This is a genomic window from Mesorhizobium sp. RCC_202 (assembly GCF_041355295.1).
GTDB lineage: Bacteria > Pseudomonadota > Alphaproteobacteria > Rhizobiales > Rhizobiaceae > Mesorhizobium.
In genome coordinates this window covers 268,225-290,930 of the sequence record NZ_JBFUPO010000009.1, presented here as the reverse complement: position 1 = coordinate 290,930, position 22,706 = coordinate 268,225, and the positions used below count along the sequence as shown (strand labels likewise).

General features: G+C 63.8%; 25 protein-coding genes. 21 read left to right on the top strand and 4 right to left on the bottom strand.

Annotated elements, in window-relative coordinates:
* The first annotated feature begins 55 nt into the window (after positions 1-55).
* The 15 genes from AB6802_RS21835 to AB6802_RS21765 all read left to right on the top strand — a co-directional run bounded on the left by AB6802_RS21835 (position 56) and on the right by AB6802_RS21765 (position 15,771).
* A complete protein-coding gene (locus AB6802_RS21835; protein ID WP_371012245.1) occupies positions 56-1,693 on the top strand; it encodes a Na+/H+ antiporter in 1,638 nt (545 codons plus the stop codon).
* Positions 1,694-1,822: 129 nt separating this feature from the next.
* Complete coding sequence (gene glyA, locus AB6802_RS21830) at positions 1,823-3,136, top strand: serine hydroxymethyltransferase (protein WP_371012244.1); 1,314 nt, start codon at positions 1,823-1,825, stop codon at positions 3,134-3,136.
* A gap of 91 nt (positions 3,137-3,227) precedes the next feature.
* Positions 3,228-3,821: a hypothetical protein gene (locus AB6802_RS21825; protein WP_371012243.1), complete on the top strand. Its 594-nt coding sequence runs from the start codon at positions 3,228-3,230 to the stop codon at positions 3,819-3,821.
* A gap of 142 nt (positions 3,822-3,963) precedes the next feature.
* Entirely contained in the window at positions 3,964-4,443 is a 480-nt protein-coding gene (nrdR, locus tag AB6802_RS21820) for a transcriptional regulator NrdR (protein ID WP_371012242.1), read from the top strand.
* Between the two features lie 2 nt (positions 4,444-4,445).
* On the top strand, positions 4,446-5,576 hold the full coding sequence (gene ribD / locus AB6802_RS21815) for a bifunctional diaminohydroxyphosphoribosylaminopyrimidine deaminase/5-amino-6-(5-phosphoribosylamino)uracil reductase RibD (protein WP_371012241.1): 1,131 nt from the start codon (positions 4,446-4,448) through the stop codon (positions 5,574-5,576).
* Positions 5,576-6,193, top strand: a complete 618-nt coding sequence (locus AB6802_RS21810; protein ID WP_371012240.1) for a riboflavin synthase — start codon at positions 5,576-5,578, stop codon at positions 6,191-6,193. The genes ribD and AB6802_RS21810 overlap by 1 nt, the downstream gene beginning before the upstream one ends.
* A 44-nt stretch (positions 6,194-6,237) precedes the next feature.
* Positions 6,238-6,609 (top strand): hypothetical protein, encoded by a 372-nt coding sequence (locus AB6802_RS21805; RefSeq protein WP_371012239.1) that lies wholly within the window; start codon positions 6,238-6,240, stop codon positions 6,607-6,609.
* A gap of 297 nt (positions 6,610-6,906) precedes the next feature.
* Positions 6,907-7,401: a 6,7-dimethyl-8-ribityllumazine synthase gene (gene ribH, locus AB6802_RS21800; protein ID WP_371012238.1), complete on the top strand. Its 495-nt coding sequence runs from the start codon at positions 6,907-6,909 to the stop codon at positions 7,399-7,401.
* Positions 7,398-7,889 carry a transcription antitermination factor NusB gene (nusB, locus tag AB6802_RS21795; RefSeq protein ID WP_371012237.1) on the top strand — a complete coding sequence of 164 codons (492 nt, stop codon included), beginning with the start codon at positions 7,398-7,400 and terminating at the stop codon, positions 7,887-7,889. The genes ribH and nusB overlap by 4 nt, the downstream gene beginning before the upstream one ends.
* On the top strand, positions 7,889-9,109 hold the full coding sequence (locus AB6802_RS21790; RefSeq protein WP_371012236.1) for an MFS transporter: 1,221 nt from the start codon (positions 7,889-7,891) through the stop codon (positions 9,107-9,109). The genes nusB and AB6802_RS21790 overlap by 1 nt, the downstream gene beginning before the upstream one ends.
* A 245-nt stretch (positions 9,110-9,354) precedes the next feature.
* Positions 9,355-10,266, top strand: coding sequence for an ABC transporter substrate-binding protein (locus AB6802_RS21785; protein ID WP_371012235.1), 912 nt, complete (start codon positions 9,355-9,357; stop codon positions 10,264-10,266).
* Between the two features lie 254 nt (positions 10,267-10,520).
* On the top strand, positions 10,521-11,684 hold the full coding sequence (locus AB6802_RS21780; protein ID WP_371012234.1) for an ABC transporter permease: 1,164 nt from the start codon (positions 10,521-10,523) through the stop codon (positions 11,682-11,684).
* On the top strand, positions 11,681-12,619 hold the full coding sequence (locus tag AB6802_RS21775) for an ABC transporter ATP-binding protein (RefSeq protein ID WP_371012233.1): 939 nt from the start codon (positions 11,681-11,683) through the stop codon (positions 12,617-12,619). The genes AB6802_RS21780 and AB6802_RS21775 overlap by 4 nt, the downstream gene beginning before the upstream one ends.
* Complete coding sequence (locus AB6802_RS21770; RefSeq protein WP_371012232.1) at positions 12,616-13,365, top strand: ABC transporter permease; 750 nt, start codon at positions 12,616-12,618, stop codon at positions 13,363-13,365. The genes AB6802_RS21775 and AB6802_RS21770 overlap by 4 nt, the downstream gene beginning before the upstream one ends.
* Positions 13,366-13,629: 264 nt before the next feature.
* Positions 13,630-15,771: a sodium-translocating pyrophosphatase gene (locus AB6802_RS21765; RefSeq protein WP_371012231.1), complete on the top strand. Its 2,142-nt coding sequence runs from the start codon at positions 13,630-13,632 to the stop codon at positions 15,769-15,771.
* 104 nt (positions 15,772-15,875) lie between these two features.
* On the opposite strand, the gene AB6802_RS21760 is transcribed toward AB6802_RS21765, so the two are convergent.
* From AB6802_RS21760 to AB6802_RS21750, 3 genes are all read right to left on the bottom strand, one after another.
* Entirely contained in the window at positions 15,876-16,868 is a 993-nt protein-coding gene (locus AB6802_RS21760) for a glycosyltransferase family 2 protein (protein ID WP_371012230.1), read from the bottom strand.
* 1 nt (position 16,869) lies between these two features.
* Complete coding sequence (locus tag AB6802_RS21755) at positions 16,870-17,415, bottom strand: dTDP-4-dehydrorhamnose 3,5-epimerase family protein (protein WP_371012229.1); 546 nt, start codon at positions 17,413-17,415, stop codon at positions 16,870-16,872.
* 209 nt (positions 17,416-17,624) lie between these two features.
* Positions 17,625-18,140 carry an outer membrane protein assembly factor BamE gene (locus AB6802_RS21750; protein WP_371012228.1) on the bottom strand — a complete coding sequence of 172 codons (516 nt, stop codon included), beginning with the start codon at positions 18,138-18,140 and terminating at the stop codon, positions 17,625-17,627.
* Between the two features lie 117 nt (positions 18,141-18,257).
* Between AB6802_RS21750 and AB6802_RS21745 the strand changes: the two genes are divergently transcribed.
* The 5 genes from AB6802_RS21745 (at position 18,258) to AB6802_RS21725 (ending at position 21,969) form a co-directional block, all read left to right on the top strand.
* The gene (locus tag AB6802_RS21745) at positions 18,258-18,800 is read left to right on the top strand and encodes a ubiquinol-cytochrome C chaperone family protein (RefSeq protein ID WP_371012227.1); all 543 of its coding nucleotides are present in this window, start codon (positions 18,258-18,260) and stop codon (positions 18,798-18,800) included.
* 9 nt (positions 18,801-18,809) lie between these two features.
* On the top strand, positions 18,810-19,358 hold the full coding sequence (locus tag AB6802_RS21740; protein ID WP_371012226.1) for a DUF177 domain-containing protein: 549 nt from the start codon (positions 18,810-18,812) through the stop codon (positions 19,356-19,358).
* A gap of 130 nt (positions 19,359-19,488) precedes the next feature.
* Positions 19,489-20,559 (top strand): phosphate acyltransferase PlsX, encoded by a 1,071-nt coding sequence (gene plsX, locus AB6802_RS21735; protein ID WP_371012225.1) that lies wholly within the window; start codon positions 19,489-19,491, stop codon positions 20,557-20,559.
* Between the two features lie 9 nt (positions 20,560-20,568).
* Complete coding sequence (locus AB6802_RS21730) at positions 20,569-21,540, top strand: beta-ketoacyl-ACP synthase III (RefSeq protein WP_371012224.1); 972 nt, start codon at positions 20,569-20,571, stop codon at positions 21,538-21,540.
* Between the two features lie 105 nt (positions 21,541-21,645).
* Positions 21,646-21,969, top strand: coding sequence for an integration host factor subunit alpha (locus AB6802_RS21725; RefSeq protein WP_140820159.1), 324 nt, complete (start codon positions 21,646-21,648; stop codon positions 21,967-21,969).
* On the opposite strand, the gene AB6802_RS21720 is transcribed toward AB6802_RS21725, so the two are convergent.
* Positions 21,939-22,103, bottom strand: a complete 165-nt coding sequence (locus tag AB6802_RS21720; protein ID WP_371012223.1) for a hypothetical protein — start codon at positions 22,101-22,103, stop codon at positions 21,939-21,941. The genes AB6802_RS21725 and AB6802_RS21720 overlap by 31 nt on opposite strands.
* Here AB6802_RS21720 and AB6802_RS21715 point away from each other — a divergent pair.
* Positions 22,102-22,641: a MerR family transcriptional regulator gene (locus tag AB6802_RS21715; RefSeq protein ID WP_371012222.1), complete on the top strand. Its 540-nt coding sequence runs from the start codon at positions 22,102-22,104 to the stop codon at positions 22,639-22,641. The two genes, AB6802_RS21720 and AB6802_RS21715, sit on opposite strands and share 2 nt — an antisense overlap.
* Positions 22,642-22,706: the final 65 nt, after the last annotated feature.

The following is a 22,706-nucleotide window of genomic DNA, read 5'->3' as shown; positions in this document are numbered from 1 at the left end:
GCTGGACGCAGCGCCATCGATTGCGCATGGTCCGGCAAACAGCCGGAATCGCGCCATGGACGTCGCAATCTTCATCCTCATCGTGCTCGCCTTCGTCACCGTGTCCGGCGCGCTGTCGAAGCTGGTGCGCGTGCCGCTGCCGGTGCTGCAGATCGCCATCGGCGCCGCGCTGGCCTGGCCGGCGCGGGGCATCCATTTCGAAATCGAGCCCGAGCTTTTCCTCCTGGTGTTCATTCCGCCGTTGCTGTTCGGCGACGCTTTCTCGGCGCCGAAGCGCGAGCTGATGGCGCTGCGCGGTCCGATCCTCGATCTTGCCATCGGTCTGGTCTTCTTCACCATTGTCGGCTTCGGTTATGCCTTGCACTGGCTGGTACCGAGCATCCCGCTGGTTGTCGCCTTCGCTTTGGCCGCCGTGCTGTCGCCGACCGACGCTGTCGCCGTGTCCTCGATCGTCGACCGCACTTCCGTCCCGCCGCGGCTGATGCACATTCTGGAAGGGGAATCGCTGCTCAACGATGCGTCGGGCCTGGTGATGTTCCGCTTCGCCGTCGCCGCGGCGCTGACCGGCAGCTTTTCCTTCGCCAACGCATCGCTGAGTTTCCTCTATGCCGTGGCGGTCGGCATCCTGGCCGGCATCGCCGCGCTGTTCATCGCCGCGAAGTCGTTACAGATCCTCGGCCGCATCACCAGCACGCCGCCGGAAGCGCAGGTGCTCGTCATCGTCCTGCTGCCCTTCGTCGCCTATCTCATCGCCGAGCATTTCGGGGCCTCGGGGATTCTGGCAGCGGTCACCGCCGGTCTTTTGACGGGATATTCCGGCATCGTGCGCCACATGGCGGTCTCGGCGCGTATCCAGGCCTTTTCGCTCTGGTCGATGCTGATCTTCATGTTCAACGGCGCGCTTTTCATCCTGCTCGGCCTGCAACTGCCCGACATCATCCGCAAGGTGCCGCCGGAGCTGACGACCCGCCACTGGTTGTTCGAGCCGGCATTGACCGTGCTTTTGCTGACGCTCTGCCTGATCGGCCTGCGCTTCATCTGGATCTGGATCGGTGATATCGGCGCCATGCTCGCCGCGCGGTTCGACAAGCGCGAGGCGGCGCCGTTCGGCTTTCGCGTCAGGCTTGCCGGGTCCGTGGCCGGCGTGCGCGGCGCGATCACGCTTGCCGGCATCCTGTCGCTGCCGCTTGCCTTGCAGGACGGCTCACCCTTTCCGGCCCGTGATCTTGTGATCTTCCTTGCCGCCGGCGTCATCATCTGCTCGCTGGCAATCGCCAGCCTGACCTTGCCGGCCATCGCGCGCGGTCTCGTCGAGCCCGGTGACGACCCCGGCGCGGCCGAGGAACGCAAGGCGCGGGTCGGCGCCGCTAATGCCGCCATAGCCAAAGTTGAAAGCCTCGCCAGCGAGGGCAGCGAAGGCGAGGCGGCCGACGCAAGGCTCGCGATCGCCGAAAGTGTTGTCTCCATCTACCGGCGCCGCATCGCCTTGTCCGACGACGGCGATGAAGCGCGCGCCGACGCCCGCGATTCCGGAAGGCTTGAGGTCGAGCTCAGGCTCGCCGGCATCGAGGCGGAGCGCGCCGAGCTGGACAAAATGCTCCGCCGTGGCGACATCAACGATCGCACGGCGCGCAAGCTGTTTACCGAAGTCACCTTCTCCGAAGCGGTGCTGAAGGGCCGTGCGCAGCCATAGTGCGCACCGATGGCCTGTCTTGGCGCAAACCGGCCAGCAAATTTCGCGGCCCAAACGTGGCGAGCCGAAAACAATCGTGTTAATGGCCGGCAACGTTTCCCTCTGCTCGAACCTCAAGGATTTCAGGCCATGTCAAACGCCGCGGCAGCCTCCAGCAAATTCGAATCCTTCTTCGAGACCACGCTTGCCGATGCCGACCCGGAAATTTTCGGCGCCATCCGCAACGAGCTTGGCCGCCAGCGCCACGAGATCGAGCTGATCGCGTCCGAAAACATCGTTTCCAGGGCCGTGCTCGAGGCTCAAGGCTCGATCATGACCAACAAATACGCCGAGGGCTATCCGGGCAAACGCTACTATGGCGGCTGTCAGTTCGTCGACGTGGCCGAGGAATTGGCCATCGAGCGCGCGAAAAAGCTGTTCGGCTGCAACTTCGCCAACGTCCAGCCGAACTCCGGCAGCCAGATGAACCAGGCGGTGTTCCTGGCGCTGCTGCAGCCCGGCGACACCTTCATGGGCCTCGACCTGAATTCCGGTGGCCACCTCACGCACGGCTCGCCGGTCAACATGAGCGGCAAGTGGTTCAAGGTCGTTTCCTATGGCGTGCGCAAGGAAGACCATCTGCTCGACATGGACGCCATCGAGAAGACCGCGCATGAGACCAAGCCGAAGCTGATCCTGGCCGGCGGCACCGCGTATTCGCGCGTCTGGGACTGGAAGCGTTTTCGCGAGATCGCCGACGCGGTCGGCGCCTACCTGATGGTCGACATGGCGCACATCGCCGGTCTGGTCGCCGGCGGTGTGCATCCATCGCCGCTGCCCCATGCCCATGTCGTGACCACCACGACGCACAAGTCGCTGCGCGGCCCGCGCGGCGGCATGATTCTGTGCAACGACGAGGACATCGCCAAGAAGATGAACTCGGCGGTGTTCCCCGGCCTGCAGGGCGGTCCGCTGATGCATGTCATCGCCGCCAAGGCGGTCGCCTTCGGCGAAGCTCTGAAGCCGAGCTTCAAGACCTATGCCGAAAGCATCGTCGCCAACGCCAAGGCGCTGGCCTCCAGCCTGCAGGAAACCGGCCTCGACATCGTTTCGGGCGGCACCGACAACCATCTGATGCTGGTCGATCTCAGACCCAAGAACGCCACCGGCAAGCGCGCCGAGGCTGCCCTTGGCCGCGCCAACATCACCTGCAACAAGAACGGCATTCCTTTCGACCCGGAAAAGCCCTTCGTCACCTCGGGCGTGCGTCTCGGCACGCCGGCCGGCACGACGCGCGGTTTCGGCCAGGCCGAGTTCCGCGAGATCGGCAAGCTGATCGCCGAGGTGCTGGACGGGCTCAAGGTGGCGAATTCCGACGAGGGCAACGCCGCCGTCGAGGCCGCCGTCAAGGCTAAGGTCGCGGCGCTGACCGATCGTTTCCCGCTCTACCCCTATCTCGGTTGATCCTCTGCCGCGGTTGACCGCGCGTCGCGCGTCATCTTTTATCCTGCGCTTGCGCCGCTCGCTTGGCCGGCGCGGCTTACTGGAGATTTTGATGATGCGTGTGTCCCGTCTTGCCGCCACGGCTTTGTTTGGCTCGCTGAGCGTTTTCGCAGCCTCCGGCGCGGTCGCCCAGGACGAAACGAAACCGGATGCGGATTTGCCCGCCACCACCACCTTCGGCCGGTGGACCACCATCATCGATACGCTCGACAGCGGCCAGGACGCGCACAAGACCTGCGCCGCCTCGACCGCTTTCGTCGACGGCAGCGGCAATCCGGGCACGCTGACGCTGTCGATCTCGACCGGCGACGCTTTGCCGCCCAACGCCTATCCGGCCATCCTGATTACCCTGGATACGGTGGGCCTGCCGACCGGCAAGAAGATCGCGGCGACCTTCGGCGACCCTGGCGTCAAGGTTTCGGCCACGGTTTTTTCCAACGACGCCGTCAACGGCCGTCCCAGCTGGACGGTCGACAACCAGGCCAAGACGAGCCTTGCCGTGCTGCGGGCCATGCGCAAGGTCACCTCGCTCGATATCAGTTTTGGCAAGCAGACGGTTGCCAGCGTCCCGATGGACGGGTTCACCAAGGCCTATCGCAATCTGGGCACCGCCTGCGGTTTTCCGACCAAGGACGTGGCGCCCTGAGGCAAAGCGTTCGGGGCAGGGCGCTGGCAATCTTGCTCGCGCCTCGCTATCTCTGAGGCAGGAAAGGTCTGCGTGCTTTGCCATCGCGGCAAAAGGCACTAAGCCTTTCCTCCACCCGAGAATCGCCAACCGAAGGCTCTCCATGCGCTGCCCCTATTGTCAGTCCGAAGATACGCAGGTGAAGGATTCGCGCCCCGCCGAGGATGGCGCGGCGATCCGCAGGCGTCGGGTGTGCCCGGATTGCGGCGGCCGCTTCACCACTTTCGAGCGCGTGCAATTGCGCGATCTTGTCGTGGTCAAGAAGTCCGGCCGCAAAGTGCCGTTCGACCGCGACAAGCTGTTGCGCTCTGTCGAGATCGCCGTGCGCAAGCGCAACGTCGATCCCGAACGCATCGACCGCGCCGTGACCGGCATCGTGCGCCAGCTCGAAAGCTCGGGCGAAACCGAAGTGGCCTCGGGCGAGGTCGGCAAGCTGGTCATGGAGGCGCTGAAGTCGCTCGATGACGTCGCCTATGTCCGCTTCGCCTCGGTCTATCGCAATTTCCGCGAGGCCAAGGATTTCCATGAATTGCTCGGCGAACTGAAGGGCGACGAGGACAAAGCCGAAGAGGACGCCGGCTGAGCATGGCGGGACCGCAACTGAGCGCGGCCGAACAAGCGGCCCTTGACCGCCGTTTCATGGCCGCTGCCATCCGGCTGTCGCGGCGCAATGCCGGCCGCACCTCGACCAATCCGTCGGTCGGCACGATCCTGGTCCGCGACGATGGCGCCGGTCCGATGATCGTCGGCACCGGCGTTACCGCGATCGGCGGCCGCCCGCACGCCGAAACCGAGGCGCTGGCGGAGGCCGGCGAACTCGCGCGGGGGGCCACGGCTTACGTTACTTTGGAGCCCTGCGCCCATCACGGCCGCACGCCGCCTTGCGCCAACGCGCTGGTCAATGCCGGCGTGGCGCGGGTGGTGGGGGCGGCGAGCGATCCCGACCCGCGCGTCTCCGGCAAGGGCTACGCCATCCTGCGCGCCGCCGGCGTCGAGGTGGTCGAGAAGGTGTTGGCCACCGAGGCCGCCGAGCAGATGGCGGGCTATTTGATCCGCTCGCTGAAGAAACGCCCGGAAGTGACTCTCAAGCTTGCGCTTTCGAGCGACGGCAAGATCGGCCGCAAGGGCGCCGGCCAGGTTGCCATCACCGGCGAGATTGCGCGGCGCGACGTCTATCTGATGCGCGCCGAGTCCGATGCCATCCTCATCGGAATCGGCACCGCGCTGGAAGACAATCCGGCGCTGACCGTGCGCCTGCCCGGGCTGGAGAACCGCTCGCCGGCGCGCATCATCCTCGACCGCCAGATCCGGCTGCCGGAAGCGTCGAAGCTGGTGTCGGGCGTCGACCGCGTGCCGCTCTATGTCGCTTCCTGCCTCGAAGCCGATCCGCATCGGCGTGCTGCGCTCGAACGTCAGGGCGTGCGCTTCATCGGCACCGAAACCCATGATGGCGTCGTCGCCTTGCCGGAACTGCTCGAGGACTTGGCGGCGCTCGGCATGGCAAGCGTGCTGGTCGAGGGCGGCGCCCAGGTCGCCAGGGCGTTCCTCGACGAAGACCTGGTCGACCGCATCGTGCTCTTCCAGGGACCGGAAGCGATCGGCGAGGACGGCATTGCATCGCCGCTCGACGCTGACCATATCCCGGCAGGTTTTCGCAAGCTGCGCGAGATGCGCTTTGGCGAAGACAGCTATGCTGAATGGGTAAGGGATCTCTGATGTTTACCGGAATTGTCACCGATGTCGGCTCTGTTGCTGCCGTGAAGCCGTTGGCCGAAGGCATCGGCTTGCGTATCGACACTGCTTACGATCTCGAGACCATCGCCATCGGCGCCTCGATTTCCTGCGGCGGCGTGTGTCTCACCGTCACCGCATTGCCGGAGCACGGCTCGAACGCGCGCTGGTTCGAAGTTGAAGCCTGGGAAGAAGCGCTGCGGCTGACCACGGCTTCAAGTTGGAAATCCGGCACAAGGATCAATCTCGAACGCGCGCTCAAGATCGGCGACGAGCTCGGCGGCCATATCGTCTCCGGCCATGTCGACGGCATGGCCGAGATCGTCGAGCGCAAGGAGGAGGGCGATGCCGTGCGCTTCACCTTGGAACCGCCGCGCCATCTGGCGAAATTCATCGCGCCGAAAGGCTCGGTCGCGCTCGACGGCACCTCGCTCACCGTCAACAAGGTCGAAGGCACCCGCTTCGACGTGCTTTTGATCCATCATTCGCTGAGCGTCACCACCTGGGGCGAGCGCCAGGCAGGCGACCGCGTCAACATCGAGATCGACACAATGGCCCGCTACGCCGCGCGCCTGGCGGAGGCGGCGAAAGAGGGGCTTTGAGGATCGCCAAATGGCAGGCGTGACGGCCGCCCTAGGGAGGGCATTTGAGCGGCGAAACTGAAAATCTGGCCTACGAGGCGGTCCGGGACCTCGACAGTTCACAGACCTATAAAGATCTGCTTTCCGATGATGTCGGTGAGCAGATTAGAGCAATCGTCAGCATTTCATGGCACGACGACTGGTGCCTTGCGCAGGATGTCTGCTTGAAATACGCACGGCATGCGGACCCCTCGGTGCGTAACATCTCGATCATCGGGCTCGGCCACATTGCGCGCATTCACGGCGCCATCGACATAGGTTCCGTTTTGGAACTTGTCTGCGATCTTCGCCGAACCGGTCTTAATTGCGGTGCCGTCGAAGACATGTTTGATGACATAATGATTTTTGTCGCGCGACGGGGACGGCGAGCGATTTAGCCGCAGCCAAGGCGTGACGACAGGCCGCCGCACTCTTTAAGAGAGAAAGTAGTTTGGATGGAAAGCATGGATTCCAAAGAACAAGAGCGGCTTACGCGCGAAGCAATGGCCGATGTAGATGCCGGTCGTGTGGTGGATCACGCAGTTGTTCTCGCCTGGGCCGAAAGCCTCGGTACCCGCTTTCCGCTCCCGGCACCCTGCCCAAAGATGCGCTGAGGCAGGCCGCCCTCCGCCAATCTTCCGCTTGCGGTCAACCCCGCTTCGGCCTAAGTCACCGGCAACCCCCCGGAGACTTTTATGGCTGGCACATCCCAACATGGCAAAGCGTTTATTCGCCCAAAGGCGAAGGCGCATCTGCTTATTGTCGAGGCGCGTTTTCACGACGATCTCGCCGACGCGCTTCTCGAAGGCGCGACCGGCGCGCTCGACGAAGCCGGCGCCACCTATGATGTGGTGACGGTTCCCGGCTCGCTCGAAATCCCGGCCGTGATCTGCTTCGCGCTCGACGGTGCGGCCGATGGCGGCACGCACTATGACGGCTTTGTCGCGCTCGGCACCGTCATCCGCGGCGACACCTATCATTTCGACATCGTCGCCAATGAATCCAGCCGCGCCCTGATGGACCTTTCGGTGCAGGAAGCGGCCGCGATCGGCAACGGCATCCTGACCACCGAGAACGACGCCCAGGCATGGACACGGGCCAGGAAGACGGAAGGCGACAAGGGCGGCTTTGCCGCGCGCGCGGCGCTGACCATGATTGCGCTGAAAGAGAAATTCGGAGCCCAATCGTGACCGATCCCGCCTCGACCGGTACGGTGCGCCACGCCAACAAGCGCGGCGCTGCCCGTCTTGCCGCCGTCCAGGCGCTCTACCAGATGGATGTTTCCGGCAGCGGCGTTTTCGAGATCACCGCCGAATACGAGACCTTCCGCCTCGGCAAGGAAGTCGACGGCGCGCTCTACCGCGAAGCCGATGCCCAATGGTTCCGCGCCATCCTGACCGGCGTCGTCGAGAACCAGAAGACCATCGATCCGGTCATCCGCCAGGCGCTGACCGAGGACTGGCCGCTGTCGCGGCTGGATTCGACGCTGCGCGCCATCCTGCGCGCCGGCTGCTATGAATTGATGAAGCGCGAGGACGTGCCGGTGGCCGTCATCGTCTCGGAATATGTCGACATCGCCAAGGCCTTCTATGAGGAGGACGAGCCGAAGCTGGTCAACGCCGTGCTCGACCGGGTTTCGCGCCGGGTGCGCGGCGAAGGACGGGGCAAGGATGCCTGATGACGACCGCGGCGGTGGTCGCCGAAACCGGCGGCAGCGCGCGCCGCACCGCGATTCTGCTCGCGGCGGCGCAGGCGATTGTGGGCTCGGCGGCGCCGATTGCGATTTCGCTCGGCGCGCTTGCTGGCCAGTATCTGCTCGGTGCCGACAAATCGTTGGCGACAGCGCCGGTCACTGGTTACAACATCGGCGTCGCGCTCGGCGCCCTGCCGGCGGCCGCGATCATCCGCCGGCTCGGCCAGCGCGGCGGCTTCATGACCGGCACCATCGCCACCGCGCTTGGCGGCCTGGTCGCAACGCTTGCGCTTTACCAGGCAAGCTTCTGGTTGTTTGCCTTTGGTCTTTGCGTGACGGGCGTCGGCGGCGCTTTCGTCCAGCAGTTCCGCTTTGCCGCCGCCGACAACGCGCCGCCTGAATTCAAGGCGCGCGCCATTTCCTTTGTGCTGGCAGGCGGCATCATCACCGCCATCCTCGGGCCGCAGATCGTCATCTACACCCGCGAGCTGCTGGCGCCGGTGATGTTTGCTGGGTCCTTCGCCTCGATCCTGCCATTGGCCGCCGTCGGCGCGCTGATCCTGTCATTCCTGCGCGTTTCCAAGCGTGCGGAGGTCGTTACCGAGACCACGGCGAACGACGCGCGTCCGTTGGCGGAAATCGCAACGCAGCCACGTTTCGTCGCCGCGCTGTTTTGCGCCGTCGGCAGTTATGCGCTGATGAGCTTCGTCATGACCGGCGCGCCGCTGGCCATGGTCGGCTGCGGCCTTTCCGAAGACAGCGCAGCACTCGGTATTTCCTGGCATGTCATGGCGATGTTCGGGCCAAGCTTCTTCACCGGCTCGCTGATCCATCGCTTTGGCGCCGAGCGCATCGTCGCGACTGGGCTGGTCCTGCTCATCGGTTGCGCGGCGGTCGCGCTGTCCGGTATCGCGCTGTGGAACTTCTGGACGTCGTTGATCCTGCTCGGCCTCGGCTGGAATTTCAGCTTTATCGGCGCCACCGCTATGGTTGCCGCCAGCTATCGCCCCTCGGAGAAGGGCAAGGTGCAGGGTTTTCACGATTTCGTCCTGTTCGGCTCCGTTGCGTTTGCCTCGCTAATGTCGGGCGCGGTCTACAATGCCTGGGGCTGGACGATGCTGAATTGGGTCGTGTTCCCGGTTGTCGCGCTCTGCTTCCTGGCGCTTGGCGCACTGAAGCTAACGGGCTTGCGCCCCGCCGGCTGACCAGCGCAATTCCAGGAAAAGTGTGTAACGGCTTTCCGTCCGGAATTGCGCCAAAAAGGGATAGAGGGTTTCATCGTTTCGGCGAAATCCTTTACCTGTCGGGACGCTTTGCGGCGAGGTCTCGCGCCAGAACAAAAATATTGCGCTGGTCCCCTCAGTTATGAAACCGTGTACCCCGACGGGTCGTTAAAGCCATGCTCATATGCGGCCACTGGACTCTCGGATTCAACCAAGGGATTTTTGCAATGTTTTCAATTAGAAAGCTCGCCGTCGCCGCAGTCGCGCTCGGCCTCGCCACCGTCGCCGCGCAGGCCCAGGTGGTCGTGTCCTCGAAGATCGACACCGAAGGCGGCGTGCTCGGCAACATCATCCAGTTGGTCCTCAACGCCAACAACATCAAGACCACCGACCGTATCCAGCTTGGCGCGACGCCCGTCGTGCGCAAGGCAATCACCGCCGGCGAGATCGACATCTACCCAGAATACACCGGCAATGCGGCGTTCTTCTTCCAGAAGGCGGACGATCCGGTCTGGAAGGACGCCGCCAAGGCTTACGAGACCGCCAAGAAGCTTGATTACGACGCCAACAAGATCGTCTGGCTGTCGCCGTCGCCGGCCAACAACACCTGGGCGATCGCGCTGCGCAAGGAAGTGGCCGACGAGAACAAGCTGGTCACGCTGACCGACTTCGGCAAATACGTCGCCGGCGGCGGCAAGGTGGTGCTCGCCGCTTCCGCCGAGTTCGTCAATTCGGCGGCGGCCCTTCCGGCCTTCCAGACCACGTACGGCTTCACGCTGAAGCCCGACCAACTGATCACGCTCTCCGGCGGCGACACCGCCGCCACCATTGCAGCCGCAGCCAACCAGACCAACGGCGCCAACGCCGCCATGGTCTACGGCACCGATGGCGGCATTGCGCCGTCCGGCCTCGTCGTGCTCGGCGACGACAAGGGTGTGCAGCCGGTCTACCAGCCGGCTCCGATCATCCGCGAGGAGGTGCTGAAGCAGCATCCCGAGATCGAGACGCTCCTGAAGCCGGTCTTCGCCAAGCTCGACCTCGTCACGCTGCAGGAACTCAACGGCCGCGTCCAGCTTGGTGGCGAGGCTGCCAAGGCGGTCGCCGAGGACTTTTTGAAGAAGAACGGGTTCTTGAAGTAGGCAGCGTGCCTCGGAAGCGCGACGTCTGTGCCAGGCCCCCCTCTCTGTCCTGCCGGCCATCTCCCCCTCAAGGGGGGAGATTGGCTGCGGCTGCGCCCCGCTTCCTTCTCTCGCGTTGAGGATTGGCGAAACCGTCCGCGACTTCTGATCTCCCCCCTTGAGGGGGAGATGGCCGGCAGGCCAGAGAGGGGGGCTTCGCGCAAGCCTTACAATCCTTACCGCTCAACGCCCGCCACCCAGCACGGGCTTGCGTCATGACCATCCGCTTCGACAAGCTCGGCGTGGTCATCGCGGTGATCGTGGCCTACGCGGCGCTGTTCGCGCCTTTCGCCACCTTCCGCGCCAACCGCATCGTGCCAGGACAAGCGCGTTCGATCCTCGACGCACTGCCTACGCCGCTTGGCGCGCTGCTGCTGGCGATCCTCATTGCCGGCGCTATCATCGCCCTGCTGAAGACGCCGCTCGTCCTCAGGCTTGCCACCAGTATCGTGGCACTTGTCGCCCTGACGCTTCTGATCGGTATCGCCGGCGGTTTTCTGACGCCTGCCGGCAACGCTCTAGCCCGCATTGCCCCGGCGTCCGGTTTCTGGCTGCTGATCTTTGCCTTCACGCTGCTCCTGGCCGATGTGCTGACCCGGCTGAACCTCTCGCCATTGGCGCGCGTCGGCGTTCTGGTCGTGGCCGCGCTGGCTATCGCCGGGGTACTCGTCTCCGGAAGCTTGGACAGCCTTTCCATCTTCAAGGAATATGCCAGTCACGCCGACAGTTTCTGGGCCGAGGCCTCCAAGCATGTCACGCTGGCACTTGGATCGCTGGCGGCTGCGGTAATCGTCGGCCTGCCGCTCGGCATCCTTTGCCACCGCATCGAGCGGCTGCAGGCAGGGGTGCTCAATGTTCTCAACATCATCCAGACCATCCCCTCGATCGCGCTGTTCGGTCTGCTGATCGCACCGCTCGGCTGGGTGGCCATGCACATTCCCGGCGCCGCCGCGATCGGCATCAGGGGCATCGGCACCGCGCCGGCTTTCGTTGCGCTGTTCCTCTATTCGCTGCTGCCGGTGGTGGCCAACACCGTGGTTGGGCTTGCGGGCGTGCCGCGCGCGGCCAACGACGCGGCACGCGGCATGGGTATGACCGACCGCCAGCGCCTGTTCGGGGTCGAGTTCCCGCTCGCCTTCCCGGTGATCCTGACCGGTATCCGCATCGTCCTGGTGCAGAACATCGGGCTGGCCACCATCGCGGCGCTGATCGGCGGCGGCGGCTTCGGCGTGTTCGTCTTCCAGGGCGTCGGCCAGACGGCGATGGACCTCGTGCTGCTGGGAGCCTTGCCCACCGTGGCACTGGCCTTCGCGGCCGCCATCATCCTCGACGCGGTCATCGAGATGACCGCCACCAAGCGCAGGGTTGAAACGGCATGATCGAAATCGAAGGCATCACCAAGCGCTATGACGCCACGACCGTGGTAGACAACGTGTCGATGGTCGTCGAGCCCCGCACGATCGCCGTCATCGTCGGCACCTCAGGCTCCGGCAAGACGACGCTGCTCAGGATGATCAACCGGCTGGTCGAGCCGACCTTGGGCGTGATCAAGCTCGACGGCGCCGACAACCGCTCGGTGCCGGGCTACCAGTTGCGCCGCAGCATCGGCTACGCCATCCAGGGCCACGGATTGTTTCCGCACCGGACCGTGGCGCAGAACATTGCCACGGTGCCTTTGTTGCTCGGCTGGGACAAGGACCGCATCAAGGCGCGCGTCGATGAGTTGATGACGCTCTACCAGCTCGATCCGCAGGCCTATGGCCCGCGCTATCCGCATGAGCTGTCCGGCGGTCAGCAGCAGCGCGTCGGCGTCGCCCGCGCCTTGGCCGCGGAGCCGAACGTGCTGCTCATGGACGAACCTTTCGGCGCGCTCGACCCGATCATTCGCACCAAGGCGCAAGAGGACCTGCTCAAGATCCAGAAGCGTTTCGGCACCACCATCATCCTCGTCACCCACGACATGGAAGAGGCGATCCATATGGGCGACAAGATCGCCGTCATGGATGCCGGCAAGCTGGTGCAATACGCCAAGCCCGCTGAAATCCTGGCGAAGCCGGCAAGCGACTTTGTCGAGACGCTGGTCGGCGCCAGCGAGCGGCCGTTCAGGCTGTTGTCGCTTGGACGCGTGCGCGATGCCGTCGAGACGGGCGGCGCGGAAGGCGAGGCGATCCCCGGCGATATCAGCCAGCGCGACGCCCTGGCCGAGCTTTTGTGGACGGGCCGCCCCGCGCTGTCGGTGAAGGACACCGACGGCAAGGCGCTCGGCCGCGTCACGGTCGAAGGGCTGGTGAAGCGTGCGGCGAGGCCGCAATGAAAACCTGGCTGCCGACGCTGCTGAGGCTCGCCTTGCTGGTGCTGCTGGTGGTCTTCATCACTAGACCGGAGTGGTTCGAGCCGCTGCTGCGGCCGCTGACCGAGAACGGCGCGCCGGCAATCTACAATCGCGGCAGCCTGCTGAGCCTGACCCTGCAGCATCTGGGAACAGTGGCGATTGCGACAGCCTGCGCCACGATCGTCGCGGTGGCGCTTGCCATCCTCGTCACCAGGCCCGCCGGCGTCGAATTCCTGCCGCTGTCGCGCAGCCTGGTCAACATCGGCCAGACCTTTCCGCCGGTGGCGGTGCTGGCGCTCGCGGTGCCGGCGGTCGGTTTCGGCGAGGAGCCGACGCTGATCGCGCTGTTCCTTTACGGCCTGCTGCCGATCTTCGAGAACGCGCTGACAGCGCTGACGACGCTGCCCGGCAACGTCACGGAAGCGGCGCGCGGCGCCGGCATGACCGGCTGGCAAAGGCTGGTGAAGGTCGAGCTGCCGCTGAGCGCCCCGGTTATCCTCGGCGGCATCCGGCTCTCGGTGGTCATCAGCCTCGCCACCGCTACCATCGGTTCGACGGTTGCGGCCAAGACACTGGGCGAAGTCATCATCGCCGGCCTGACATCCAACAACCTTGCCTTCGTCCTGCAGGGCGGCCTGATCGTCGCCGCGCTCGCCGTCTTGATCTACGACGCATTCTCGGCGATCGAGCGCTTTGCCGCGCGCCGGATGGGACAGGAAGCGGAATAGGCTCGAAAAGCCGGCCGCCATGGCCGCATGATTCCCCTGCGTCATTTCAATCGATCTAATTCGGGGCCTGCGCCAACAGGGTCGCGGCGCGCTTCGCCTTTTGGGCGAAAGCCGGGCAAAAACCGAACAATATCTTGACGTTCCGAGCCCTGTTTCGCATACACGCCAGCGAAGGGGGCGGATTCCGATTGCCGGCAATTCGTCTCCCGTCTCAACGGCCCAGGGAGGGGTTCTTTTGGGCCATCAATCGAGGAAAATTCGGCAATGACCATACTTTACGCCGTCATCGCCTGCGGCCTGCTTTCAATACTGTACGCCATCTGGGCGACACGTTCGGTCCTCGCGTCCGACCAAGGCAATGCACGCATGCAGGAAATCTCAGCCGCCATCCGCGAAGGCGCGCAAGCCTACCTGGCCCGCCAGTACACCACCATCGCCATTGTCGGCGTCGTCGTGCTGGTGCTTGCCTGGTGGCTGCTCTCCATTACCGCGGCCATAGGCTTCCTGATCGGCGCCGTGCTTTCGGGCGCGGCCGGCTTCATCGGCATGCATGTTTCGGTACGCGCCAATGTGCGCACCGCGCAGGCGGCCTCCAACAGCCTGGCCGCCGGCCTCGACATCGCCTTCAAGTCGGGTGCCATCACCGGCATGCTGGTTGCGGGTCTGGCTCTGCTCGGCGTCTCGATCTACTACCTGATCCTGACCGGCCCGATGGGCCTGCAGCCCAATGACCGCATCGTCATCGACTCGCTGGTCTCGCTCGGCTTCGGCGCCTCGCTGATATCGATCTTCGCCCGCCTCGGCGGCGGTATCTTCACCAAGGGCGCCGATGTCGGCGGCGATCTCGTCGGCAAGGTCGAAGCCGGTATCCCGGAAGACGATCCGCGCAACCCGGCCACCATCGCCGACAACGTCGGCGACAATGTCGGTGACTGCGCCGGCATGGCCGCCGACCTGTTCGAGACCTATGCCGTGACCGTCGTCGCCACCATGGTGCTGGCCGCGATCTTCTTCGGCGGCAGCGCGGTGCTGGGCGCAGCGATGCTTTATCCGCTCGCCATCTGCGGCGCCTGCATCCTGACCTCGATCGTCGGCACCTTTTTCGTCAAGCTCGGGTCCAACGGCTCGATCATGGGCGCGCTCTACAAGGGCCTGATCGTCACCGGCCTGCTGTCGATCGTCGGCCTGGGTGTCGCCACATCGGCAACCGTCGGCTGGGGCGAAATCGGCACCGTTGCCGGCATGGTCATCACCGGCAAGAACCTGTTCACCTGCGGCCTGATCGGCTTGGTTGTGACCGGTCTGATCGTGGTGATCACCGAATACTACACCGGCACCAACAAGCGGCCGGTCAACTCGATCGCCCAGGCATCGGTGACCGGTCACGGCACCAATGTCATCCAGGGCCTCGCGGTCTCGCTGGAATCGACGGCGCTGCCGGCCATCGTCATCGTCGGCGGCATCATCTCCACCTATCAGCTTGGCGGCCTGTTCGGCACCGCCATCGCCGTCACCACCATGCTCGGCCTCGCCGGCATGATCGTGGCGCTCGACGCTTTCGGCCCGGTCACCGACAATGCCGGCGGCATTGCCGAAATGGCCGGCCTGCCCAAGGAAGTGCGCCACTCCACCGACGCGCTCGACGCGGTCGGCAACACCACCAAGGCGGTGACCAAGGGCTATGCCATCGGCTCCGCCGGCCTCGGCGCGCTGGTGCTGTTTGCCGCCTACTCGAACGACCTGAAGTTCTTTGCCGCCAATGGCGACAAATACCACTACTTCCAGGGCATGGGCGATGTCTCCTTCGACCTCTCCAATCCTTACGTTGTCGCCGGCCTGATCTTCGGCGGCCTGATCCCGTATCTGTTCGGCGGCATCGCCATGACCGCTGTCGGTCGCGCCGCGGGCTCGATCGTCGAGGAGGTGCGCAAGCAGTTCCGTGAGGATCCCGGCATCATGGCCGGCACTTCCAAGCCGAACTATGCGCGTGCAGTCGACATCCTGACCAAGGCGGCGATCCGGGAAATGATCATCCCGTCGCTGCTGCCGGTGCTGGCGCCGCTCGTCGTCTATTTCGGCGTGCTGCTGATCTCCGGCTCCAAGGCCTCGGCTTTCGCGGCGCTCGGCGCCTCGCTTCTCGGCGTCATCGTCAACGGCCTGTTCGTTGCCATCTCGATGACCTCGGGCGGTGGTGCATGGGACAACGCCAAGAAGTCGTTCGAGGACGGTTTCACCGATAAGGACGGCGTCAAGCACCTCAAGGGCTCCGAGGCGCACAAGGCCTCGGTCACCGGCGACACCGTCGGCGATCCCTACAAGGACACCGCCGGACCGGCCGTGAACCCGGCGATCAAGATCACCAACATCGTCGCACTGCTGCTGCTTGCCGTGCTTGCGCACGGCTGATTGCTGCGCTCGTTCCAAGATAAAATCCGCGGGAGCGATCCCGCGGGTTTTTGTTTGAGAGGGCTCGACTATTTGTCAAGGACGGCAATGGTTGGGTGAAGTGCTCATCCGGCTTTCGGCGGTTCACTGCTTTTGCTGTAGCGGTCCAGCAACTCCTTGACGCCTGGTTCGCGCTCGGGCATCGGCGAAAGGCCTCGAACTTTGCGTAACGCGTCAATATACGACCCGGGCACATATTTGCGTCGGAACTCCCGGGCTCTCGGATGGACGCCGAATATGGCGGCCAGAAACCTTCGCTTGAAATAATTGAACGGACGCGGCGACTTCGGGTCAACGACGCTGGCCAGAAGCTCTGCGCGCAAGGCATCGGGCGCATCCATGGCGCGGACGAGCTTCTCCTGCTCCAGCGCTCTGTCCGTGACATAGCTTCCTTCGCGCGAGCCTGAATGCAGCGCGAGCACGGTTACATGTGGCAGCGTTGCGATTATTGCTCCCTTGCGCCATGCCCGGAACAGCCAGTCCTGTGAGCTCTCGCAATAGCATTCGATGGCCGGGCGCCAGGGTCCTAGCCGGTCAATGGCCTTGCGCCGAACCAGTTGGGCTGAACCAAATCCCTTGGTAAGGACGGGGTCGTAAAAGCCGCCTTTGCCGTATCCGAAAAGCTCGTCCTTTCCGCCGGCTTCGTGATCGGGGTGAACGACCACGCTGCGCGCGACGACCACGTCGGCGCTGGTTGCGTCGGCCCATCCGGTTGTAGCGGCGAGATGATCGGGAAACCAGAGGTCGTCGTGGTTCAGGATGGCAACGAAGCGGCCGCGCGCCCTGGCAAAGCCGATATTGTTCGGTCCCGATTGTTCACCGTAGTTCACCGGCAGATCGATATAGGACATCCGCGGATCGCCAAAGGAAGCGACTACGGCCGCCGTGTCCGCTCGGCAGGCATCGCCGATGACGATGGTCTCCCAGTCCTGCAACGTCTGGGCCACGACGCTTCTCAATGTCTGCCGCAATACCACTGGGCGGTTGTGCGTCGCGATGACGACCGAGACCAGCGGCTCGCGCCTTCCAACAGCAACGGGTTGGCTGGATTCTGCCAAGTTACACCAGTCTGTAGGGAATGTGTTCGGTGTCCGGAGGCAGGCGCCGGTGGTCGGGCGCGTCGTAAGCGTAGGCCTTGTCGACGAGGTTGAGCAGCAACGCCGTTTCCGGTCCGAGCGAAACCACGCCATGCCATACGCCTGCCGGGATGATGACGAGCGACGGGCGCAAGGGGCCGGCAATCTTGTGCCACAGCGCACCGAAGGTCGGCGAAGCCTTTCTCCCGTCATAGAGCGAGATGCGGACGCTGCCGACGGAGCAGAAAAGCCGGTCGAGCGTCCGAACGTGCGCGTGCCATCCGGTCACTGCGCCTGGATACATCGTCCGCTGAAAGACCTGGCCGACAGGCAGGCCGTCCAGGCCCCACTCGTCGCGAAACACCTCGGTAAGATAGCCGTTCGAAGTCGCGACAGGCCTGATTTCCTTGATTTTTACGCCTTCGAGTGGCGGCGGATCGATCGCCAGCCAGTCCGCCGTCACCGTTTGCCGGTCCGGCGTCCCCGTCGCCATCCACCCCTCCAGCGCCGCATGATCGTCACTGCTCATTGTCAAAGCCCCCAACCCTTCGGATCTGATATGTGCTTTGCCCTGCCGGTGACAAGCTGGTCCTTTCCCGGGCCGAAACAAAAAATCCGTAAGATAGCCCTTCCGCACGTCGCACGCGTTGAAAACCGATCGCATGCCGCGGGGCGGATCAAACAAAAAGACCCGCAGGCGATCCGGCGGGTCTTGGTTTGTCGAAAGCTTGTAGAAACTTATGGCGTGCCGCCGCCGGGGATACCGGGAGCCAGCTTGCTCGCGCCGTTGATGATCTGGCTGAGGAAGTTCTGGTCCTTGCCGCCGGTCGGCGTGGTCCGCGAGATGAAGTCGAAGACCTTGCCGTCTTTCAGGCCGTAATTGGCGATTTGCGTGACGCGCCCATCGGCGCCGAAATAGACCGCAAGCACATGCTGGTCGACTATCCTTGGCTTGGCGAAGGCGACGTAGCGCTTGCGCGTCTGCGAGATGTAATAGAACGTCTCGTTGTCGAAGGTCGCCGTCGTCGACGGCGTGCCCAACGCCAACAATACCTGTTCGCGGCTCGATCCCACCGGCACCGAGTCGATGGCCGCCTGGTCGATGACATAGCCCTGCGTCAGCGTCTGGCTCGGATGAAGATCACCAAACATCTTCGACGAATTGCAGGCTGAAAGCGCGGAGGCCGCCACCAGGAGAGAGGCCATTCCCGCCGGCAACGGCGTAAGAAACGACTTGAATTTCAGCGCACCCAACAACAATTCTCCATCACATCCCCGCAACTTGCGCTGGGCCGCAAAACCGGTAAACCAGCTTGCATGCCGATGCAACAAGGCCAAATCAAACAAAAGGTCCCCGGGAGACCGCCCTCAATGTTCCAGCGCCTTTTTGGTCGTGAACGCTATGCCAACCGCGCTATTACCGACGCGCTCTACGCACAAATCGTGGCGGCGGCGCGGCAAACCGTGTTTTATTCCGACTGGAATGTACCCGATACGCCGCTCGGCCGCTTCGAGATGCTGTCGCTGCACATGTTCCTGTTTCAGCACAGGCTGCGGGGCGAGGAAGGTGCGGCCGCCGAAGTCGCGCAGGTGTTGATCGACGAGTTCTTCCTCGACGTCGAGCATTCGCTGAGAGAACTCGGCATCAGCGATGTCGGTGTGCCCAAACGCATGAAGAAGCTGGCTAAGATGTTTTATGGCCGCACCGCGGCTTATGACGACGCCTTGCGCGAAGACGATCGCGCAGCCCTTGCCGCCGCCCTTGCCCGCAATGTCAGGCCCGAAGCAGGCGCCTGGCCGGAGGCTCCGCTGCTGGCGAACTATGTTTGCGAGGCGTCCCGGGAACTTGCTGGGCAAAAGAGCGAATCGATCACTGCCGGCAAGGTTGCGTTTCCGGCCGCGGCGGCAGAGTAGGACATGGAGATGAAACACGCCGAGCCGAAGAGCCCCGTCTCCTTCATCGCCAATGTCGCGCGGCTGCCGCAGAAGGGCTTGCCGGTCGTCGTCGAGGCCGACGAGCGGCAGCGCGCCGCCCTTGCCGCAGACCACGAGCTGCTCTCGGTCGAGACCTACCGCGCCGAGCTTCTGGTGGAGCGCTGGAAGCGCAACGGCGTCAAGGTCAGCGGTCATGTCGAGGCCGATATCACCCAGGCCTGCATCGTAACCCTCGATCCGGTGAGCGCGCATATCGACGAACCGGTCGAGGCGCTGCTTCTGCCGGAAGAATCGAAGCTTGGACGTGAGGGCTTCGAAGGCGGCGGCGAGATCATTCTGGACGCCGATGGGCCTGACAGCCCAGAGACTTTTTCCGGTGACTTCATCGATGTCGGGGCGCTGGCCGAACAGTTTTTCGGCCTGGCGATCGGCCCTTACCCGCGCAAGGCCGGGGCCGCGATCGAGGCCGCGAGCGACGATCAGCCGGAAGAAAGCGAATTCCAGAAAAAGCTGCGTTCGCTGCTCGGAAAATCCTGAGAGCGGTTCGGATTTTGGAAAAGTTGGTTGTGCGCAGGCGCAAAACAGCTATTTTCGCCAAACCTTCGCGAGCCCCCTTATTCTGGCAGGCGTCCGCCGCAAGCCAGGCAAACCGTGAGAAAAGCAATACGTGATCAGAATTTCCATCGATGCCATGGGCGGCGATCACGGACCGAGTGTGGTCATCCCGGCGCTGATGACGGTGGCCATCCGCCGCCCTGACATCCGCTTCGTCATCTATGGTCGCGAGGACGCGGTGCGCCCCGAGCTCGCCAAGTTCCCCAAACTCGCCGAGGTGAGTGAATTCATCCATTGCGAGATCGCGGTGCGCATGGACGACAAGCCGAGCCAGGCGCTGCGTCATGGCCGTTGGAAGTCGTCGATGTGGAAGGCGGTCGAGGCCATCAAGAACGGCGGCGCGCAAGCCTGTATCTCGGCCGGCAACACCGGCGCGCTGATGGCCATGTCGAAATTCTGCCTGCGCACCATGGCCACCATCGATCGGCCGGCGATCGCCGCACTTTGGCCGACGACGCGCGGCGAAAGCGTGGTGCTCGATGTCGGCGCCACCATCGGCGCGGATGCGCATCAACTGGTCGATTTCGCCATCCTTGGCACCGGCATGGCGCGCTCGGTGTTCGGCATCGAGCAGCCGAGCGTCGGCCTGCTCAATGTCGGCGTCGAAGAGATCAAGGGCCAGGAAGAAGTCAAGGAGGCCGGCCGCATGCTGCGTGAGGCCAACATGGCCTCGATGAGTTATCGCGGCTTCGTCGAAGGCGACGACATCGGCAAGGGCACGGTCGACGTCGTCGTCACCGAGGGCTTTGCCGGCAATATCGCGCTCAAGACAGCCGAAGGCACGGCAAGGCAGATCGCCGGCTATCTGCGCGCCGCCATGAGCCGCACGCTGATGGCCAAGATCGGCTATGTTTTCGCCAAGGGCGCCTTCGACCGGCTGCGCGAAAAGATGGATGTCGGCCGCTCCAATGGCGGCGTCTTCCTGGGTTTGAATGGTATTGTCGTAAAGAGCCATGGCGGCGCCGATTCGGACGGCTTCGCCGCGGCGATCGAGCTTGGCTATGACATGGTGCGCAACAATCTGCTTGACCGGATCGAGGCCGACCTCGATCTGTTCCATGCGCGCAACCCGAGTGCTCAGGCAAACAGGAAATCCGGCGGCACCGCCGACGCCGAGGAATAGGACAGAACCTTGATCAGATCAGTCGTGCGCGGCAACGGTGCCGCGCTGCCCCGCCGCATCATGAAGAATGCCGACTTCGAAGGCATGGTCGAGACCTCGGACGAGTGGATCGTCCAGCGCACCGGCATCCGCCAGCGCCATGTCGCTGCCGACGACGAGACGACTGCTTCGCTGGGTGAGGCGGCTGCGCGCGCCGCGCTCGACAGCGCCGGACTGACGCCCGCCGATATCGACCTGATCGTGCTGGCGACCTCGACGCCCAACAACACCTTTCCGGCGACCTCCGTCGAGATCCAGAACAGGCTCGGCATGCATCACGGCTTTGCCTTCGACATGCAGGCTGTGTGCTCCGGCTTCGTCTACGCGGTCACCACCGCCGATCTCTATATCCGCGGCGGGCTGGCCAAACGCGTGCTGGTGATCGGCTCCGAAACCTTCTCGCGCATCCTCGACTGGAACGACCGATCGACTTGCGTTCTGTTTGGCGACGGCGCCGGCGCGCTGGTCCTGGAAGCGCAGGAGGGTGCTGGCGGCATTGCCGATCATGGCGTGCTGGCGGCGAGCCTGCGTTCGGATGGCGCCCATAAGGACAAGCTTTTCGTCGACGGCGGCCCTTCGACGACTGGCACCGTCGGTCATCTCAGGATGGAAGGTCGCGAAGTTTTCAAGCACGCCGTCGGCATGATCACCGACGTTATCGAGGCGACCTTTTCCCAAGCCGGCATCACGGCCCAGGACCTCGACTGGTTCGTGCCGCACCAGGCCAATAAACGAATTATTGACGCTTCCGCCAGGAAGCTCGGGATTGCCGAAGATAAAGTGGTGGTCACCGTCGATTTGCACGGTAACACCTCGGCTGCCTCGGTGCCGCTCGCGCTTTCTGTGGCCGTCGCCGACGGCCGCATCAAGAAGGGCGATCTGGTGCTTCTCGAGGCAATGGGTGGTGGTTTCACCTGGGGCGCGGTACTACTTCGCTGGTAAGTGCCGAACAGTCCGGTTCGGTTCTTGACCTTGCCGGATCAATTACTTAGGCTCCGCCGTTGCCTGTATCGATTTACGTTTTCTGCGAACTGATGGGACGGTCGCATGGGGGGAAAGACACTGACGCGTGCCGACCTTGCCGAAGCCGTTTACCGGAAGGTCGGCTTGTCGCGCACGGAATCGGCCGAGCTCGTCGAGGCCGTGCTCGATGAGATCTGCGAAGCCATCGTTCGGGGCGAGACGGTCAAGCTGTCGTCCTTTGCCACCTTCCATGTCCGCTCCAAGAACGAGCGCATCGGCCGCAATCCGAAGACCGGCGAGGAAGTGCCGATCTTGCCGCGGCGGGTGATGACCTTCAAATCGTCGAACGTGCTCAAGAGCCGGATCCTGCGCTCGCATCAGAACAGCAAGACCAAAAGCGGCAAATAGTTCTGGCGGCGAATGCGGTTGAAAACCACTGCACGTTTGACGCCGGGCTTGAATATCGTGTCATAAATCGCTGAAATAAAGACCGATTCGGGATCAATTGACCCGATCTCCGTCCAGCGTGAGGTTTCGCCCATGGACAAGAGCCCCGATGCGTTCCGCACCATCAGCGAGGTGGCGGAAGATCTCGACCTGCCGCAGCATGTGCTGCGTTTCTGGGAAACGCGCTTCAATCAGATCAAGCCGATGAAGCGCGGCGGCGGCCGCCGCTATTACCGGCCGCAGGATGTCGAACTGATCAAGGGCATAAGACATATGCTCTACGACCAGGGCTACACAATCAAGGGCGTGCAAAAGCTGTTGCGCGAGAATGGCAATCATTTTCTGGTCGCCATTGGCAATGGCGACATGGCGGCCGTCGAGGCGATCGCGCAGCGCCGGCAGGCCGATCAGGTGCCGCTGACCTCCGGCGCCCAGCCGCGTGGCGACGAGGACGCGCTGGTCGGCCAACCGAAGGTGAAGCCCAGCCGCCGCTTCTTCGGCCTTGGCAAAGGCGACGAGGAAGGCCCCGTACAGCCGGATTCCTCGAAACTGTCGCGCGACAACCGCGCCTTGCTGCAGGAGGCGCTGTTCGACCTTCTGGAGTGCAAGCGCTTGCTCGACCAGGTGCGCTGACGCCGCTTCGTCTTTCGAAAATTGAGGCGAAGCGGTCCGGAACTGCTGCCGCAGCCATGCGTTAG

Coding starts and splice junctions, on each gene's coding strand:
- AB6802_RS21835 (WP_371012245.1), top strand. CDS start 56: ATGGACGTCGCAATCTTCATCCTCATCGTGCTCGCCTTCGTCACCGTG.
- glyA (WP_371012244.1), top strand. CDS start 1,823: ATGTCAAACGCCGCGGCAGCCTCCAGCAAATTCGAATCCTTCTTCGAG.
- AB6802_RS21825 (WP_371012243.1), top strand. CDS start 3,228: ATGATGCGTGTGTCCCGTCTTGCCGCCACGGCTTTGTTTGGCTCGCTG.
- nrdR (WP_371012242.1), top strand. CDS start 3,964: ATGCGCTGCCCCTATTGTCAGTCCGAAGATACGCAGGTGAAGGATTCG.
- ribD (WP_371012241.1), top strand. CDS start 4,446: ATGGCGGGACCGCAACTGAGCGCGGCCGAACAAGCGGCCCTTGACCGC.
- AB6802_RS21810 (WP_371012240.1), top strand. CDS start 5,576: ATGTTTACCGGAATTGTCACCGATGTCGGCTCTGTTGCTGCCGTGAAG.
- ribH (WP_371012238.1), top strand. CDS start 6,907: ATGGCTGGCACATCCCAACATGGCAAAGCGTTTATTCGCCCAAAGGCG.
- AB6802_RS21790 (WP_371012236.1), top strand. CDS start 7,889: ATGACGACCGCGGCGGTGGTCGCCGAAACCGGCGGCAGCGCGCGCCGC.
- AB6802_RS21785 (WP_371012235.1), top strand. CDS start 9,355: ATGTTTTCAATTAGAAAGCTCGCCGTCGCCGCAGTCGCGCTCGGCCTC.
- AB6802_RS21780 (WP_371012234.1), top strand. CDS start 10,521: ATGACCATCCGCTTCGACAAGCTCGGCGTGGTCATCGCGGTGATCGTG.
- AB6802_RS21775 (WP_371012233.1), top strand. CDS start 11,681: ATGATCGAAATCGAAGGCATCACCAAGCGCTATGACGCCACGACCGTG.
- AB6802_RS21770 (WP_371012232.1), top strand. CDS start 12,616: ATGAAAACCTGGCTGCCGACGCTGCTGAGGCTCGCCTTGCTGGTGCTG.
- AB6802_RS21765 (WP_371012231.1), top strand. CDS start 13,630: ATGACCATACTTTACGCCGTCATCGCCTGCGGCCTGCTTTCAATACTG.
- AB6802_RS21755 (WP_371012229.1), bottom strand. CDS start 17,415: ATGAGCAGTGACGATCATGCGGCGCTGGAGGGGTGGATGGCGACGGGG.
- AB6802_RS21745 (WP_371012227.1), top strand. CDS start 18,258: ATGTTCCAGCGCCTTTTTGGTCGTGAACGCTATGCCAACCGCGCTATT.
- AB6802_RS21740 (WP_371012226.1), top strand. CDS start 18,810: ATGAAACACGCCGAGCCGAAGAGCCCCGTCTCCTTCATCGCCAATGTC.
- AB6802_RS21725 (WP_140820159.1), top strand. CDS start 21,646: ATGGGGGGAAAGACACTGACGCGTGCCGACCTTGCCGAAGCCGTTTAC.
- AB6802_RS21715 (WP_371012222.1), top strand. CDS start 22,102: ATGGACAAGAGCCCCGATGCGTTCCGCACCATCAGCGAGGTGGCGGAA.
- AB6802_RS21720 (WP_371012223.1), bottom strand. CDS start 22,103: ATGGGCGAAACCTCACGCTGGACGGAGATCGGGTCAATTGATCCCGAA.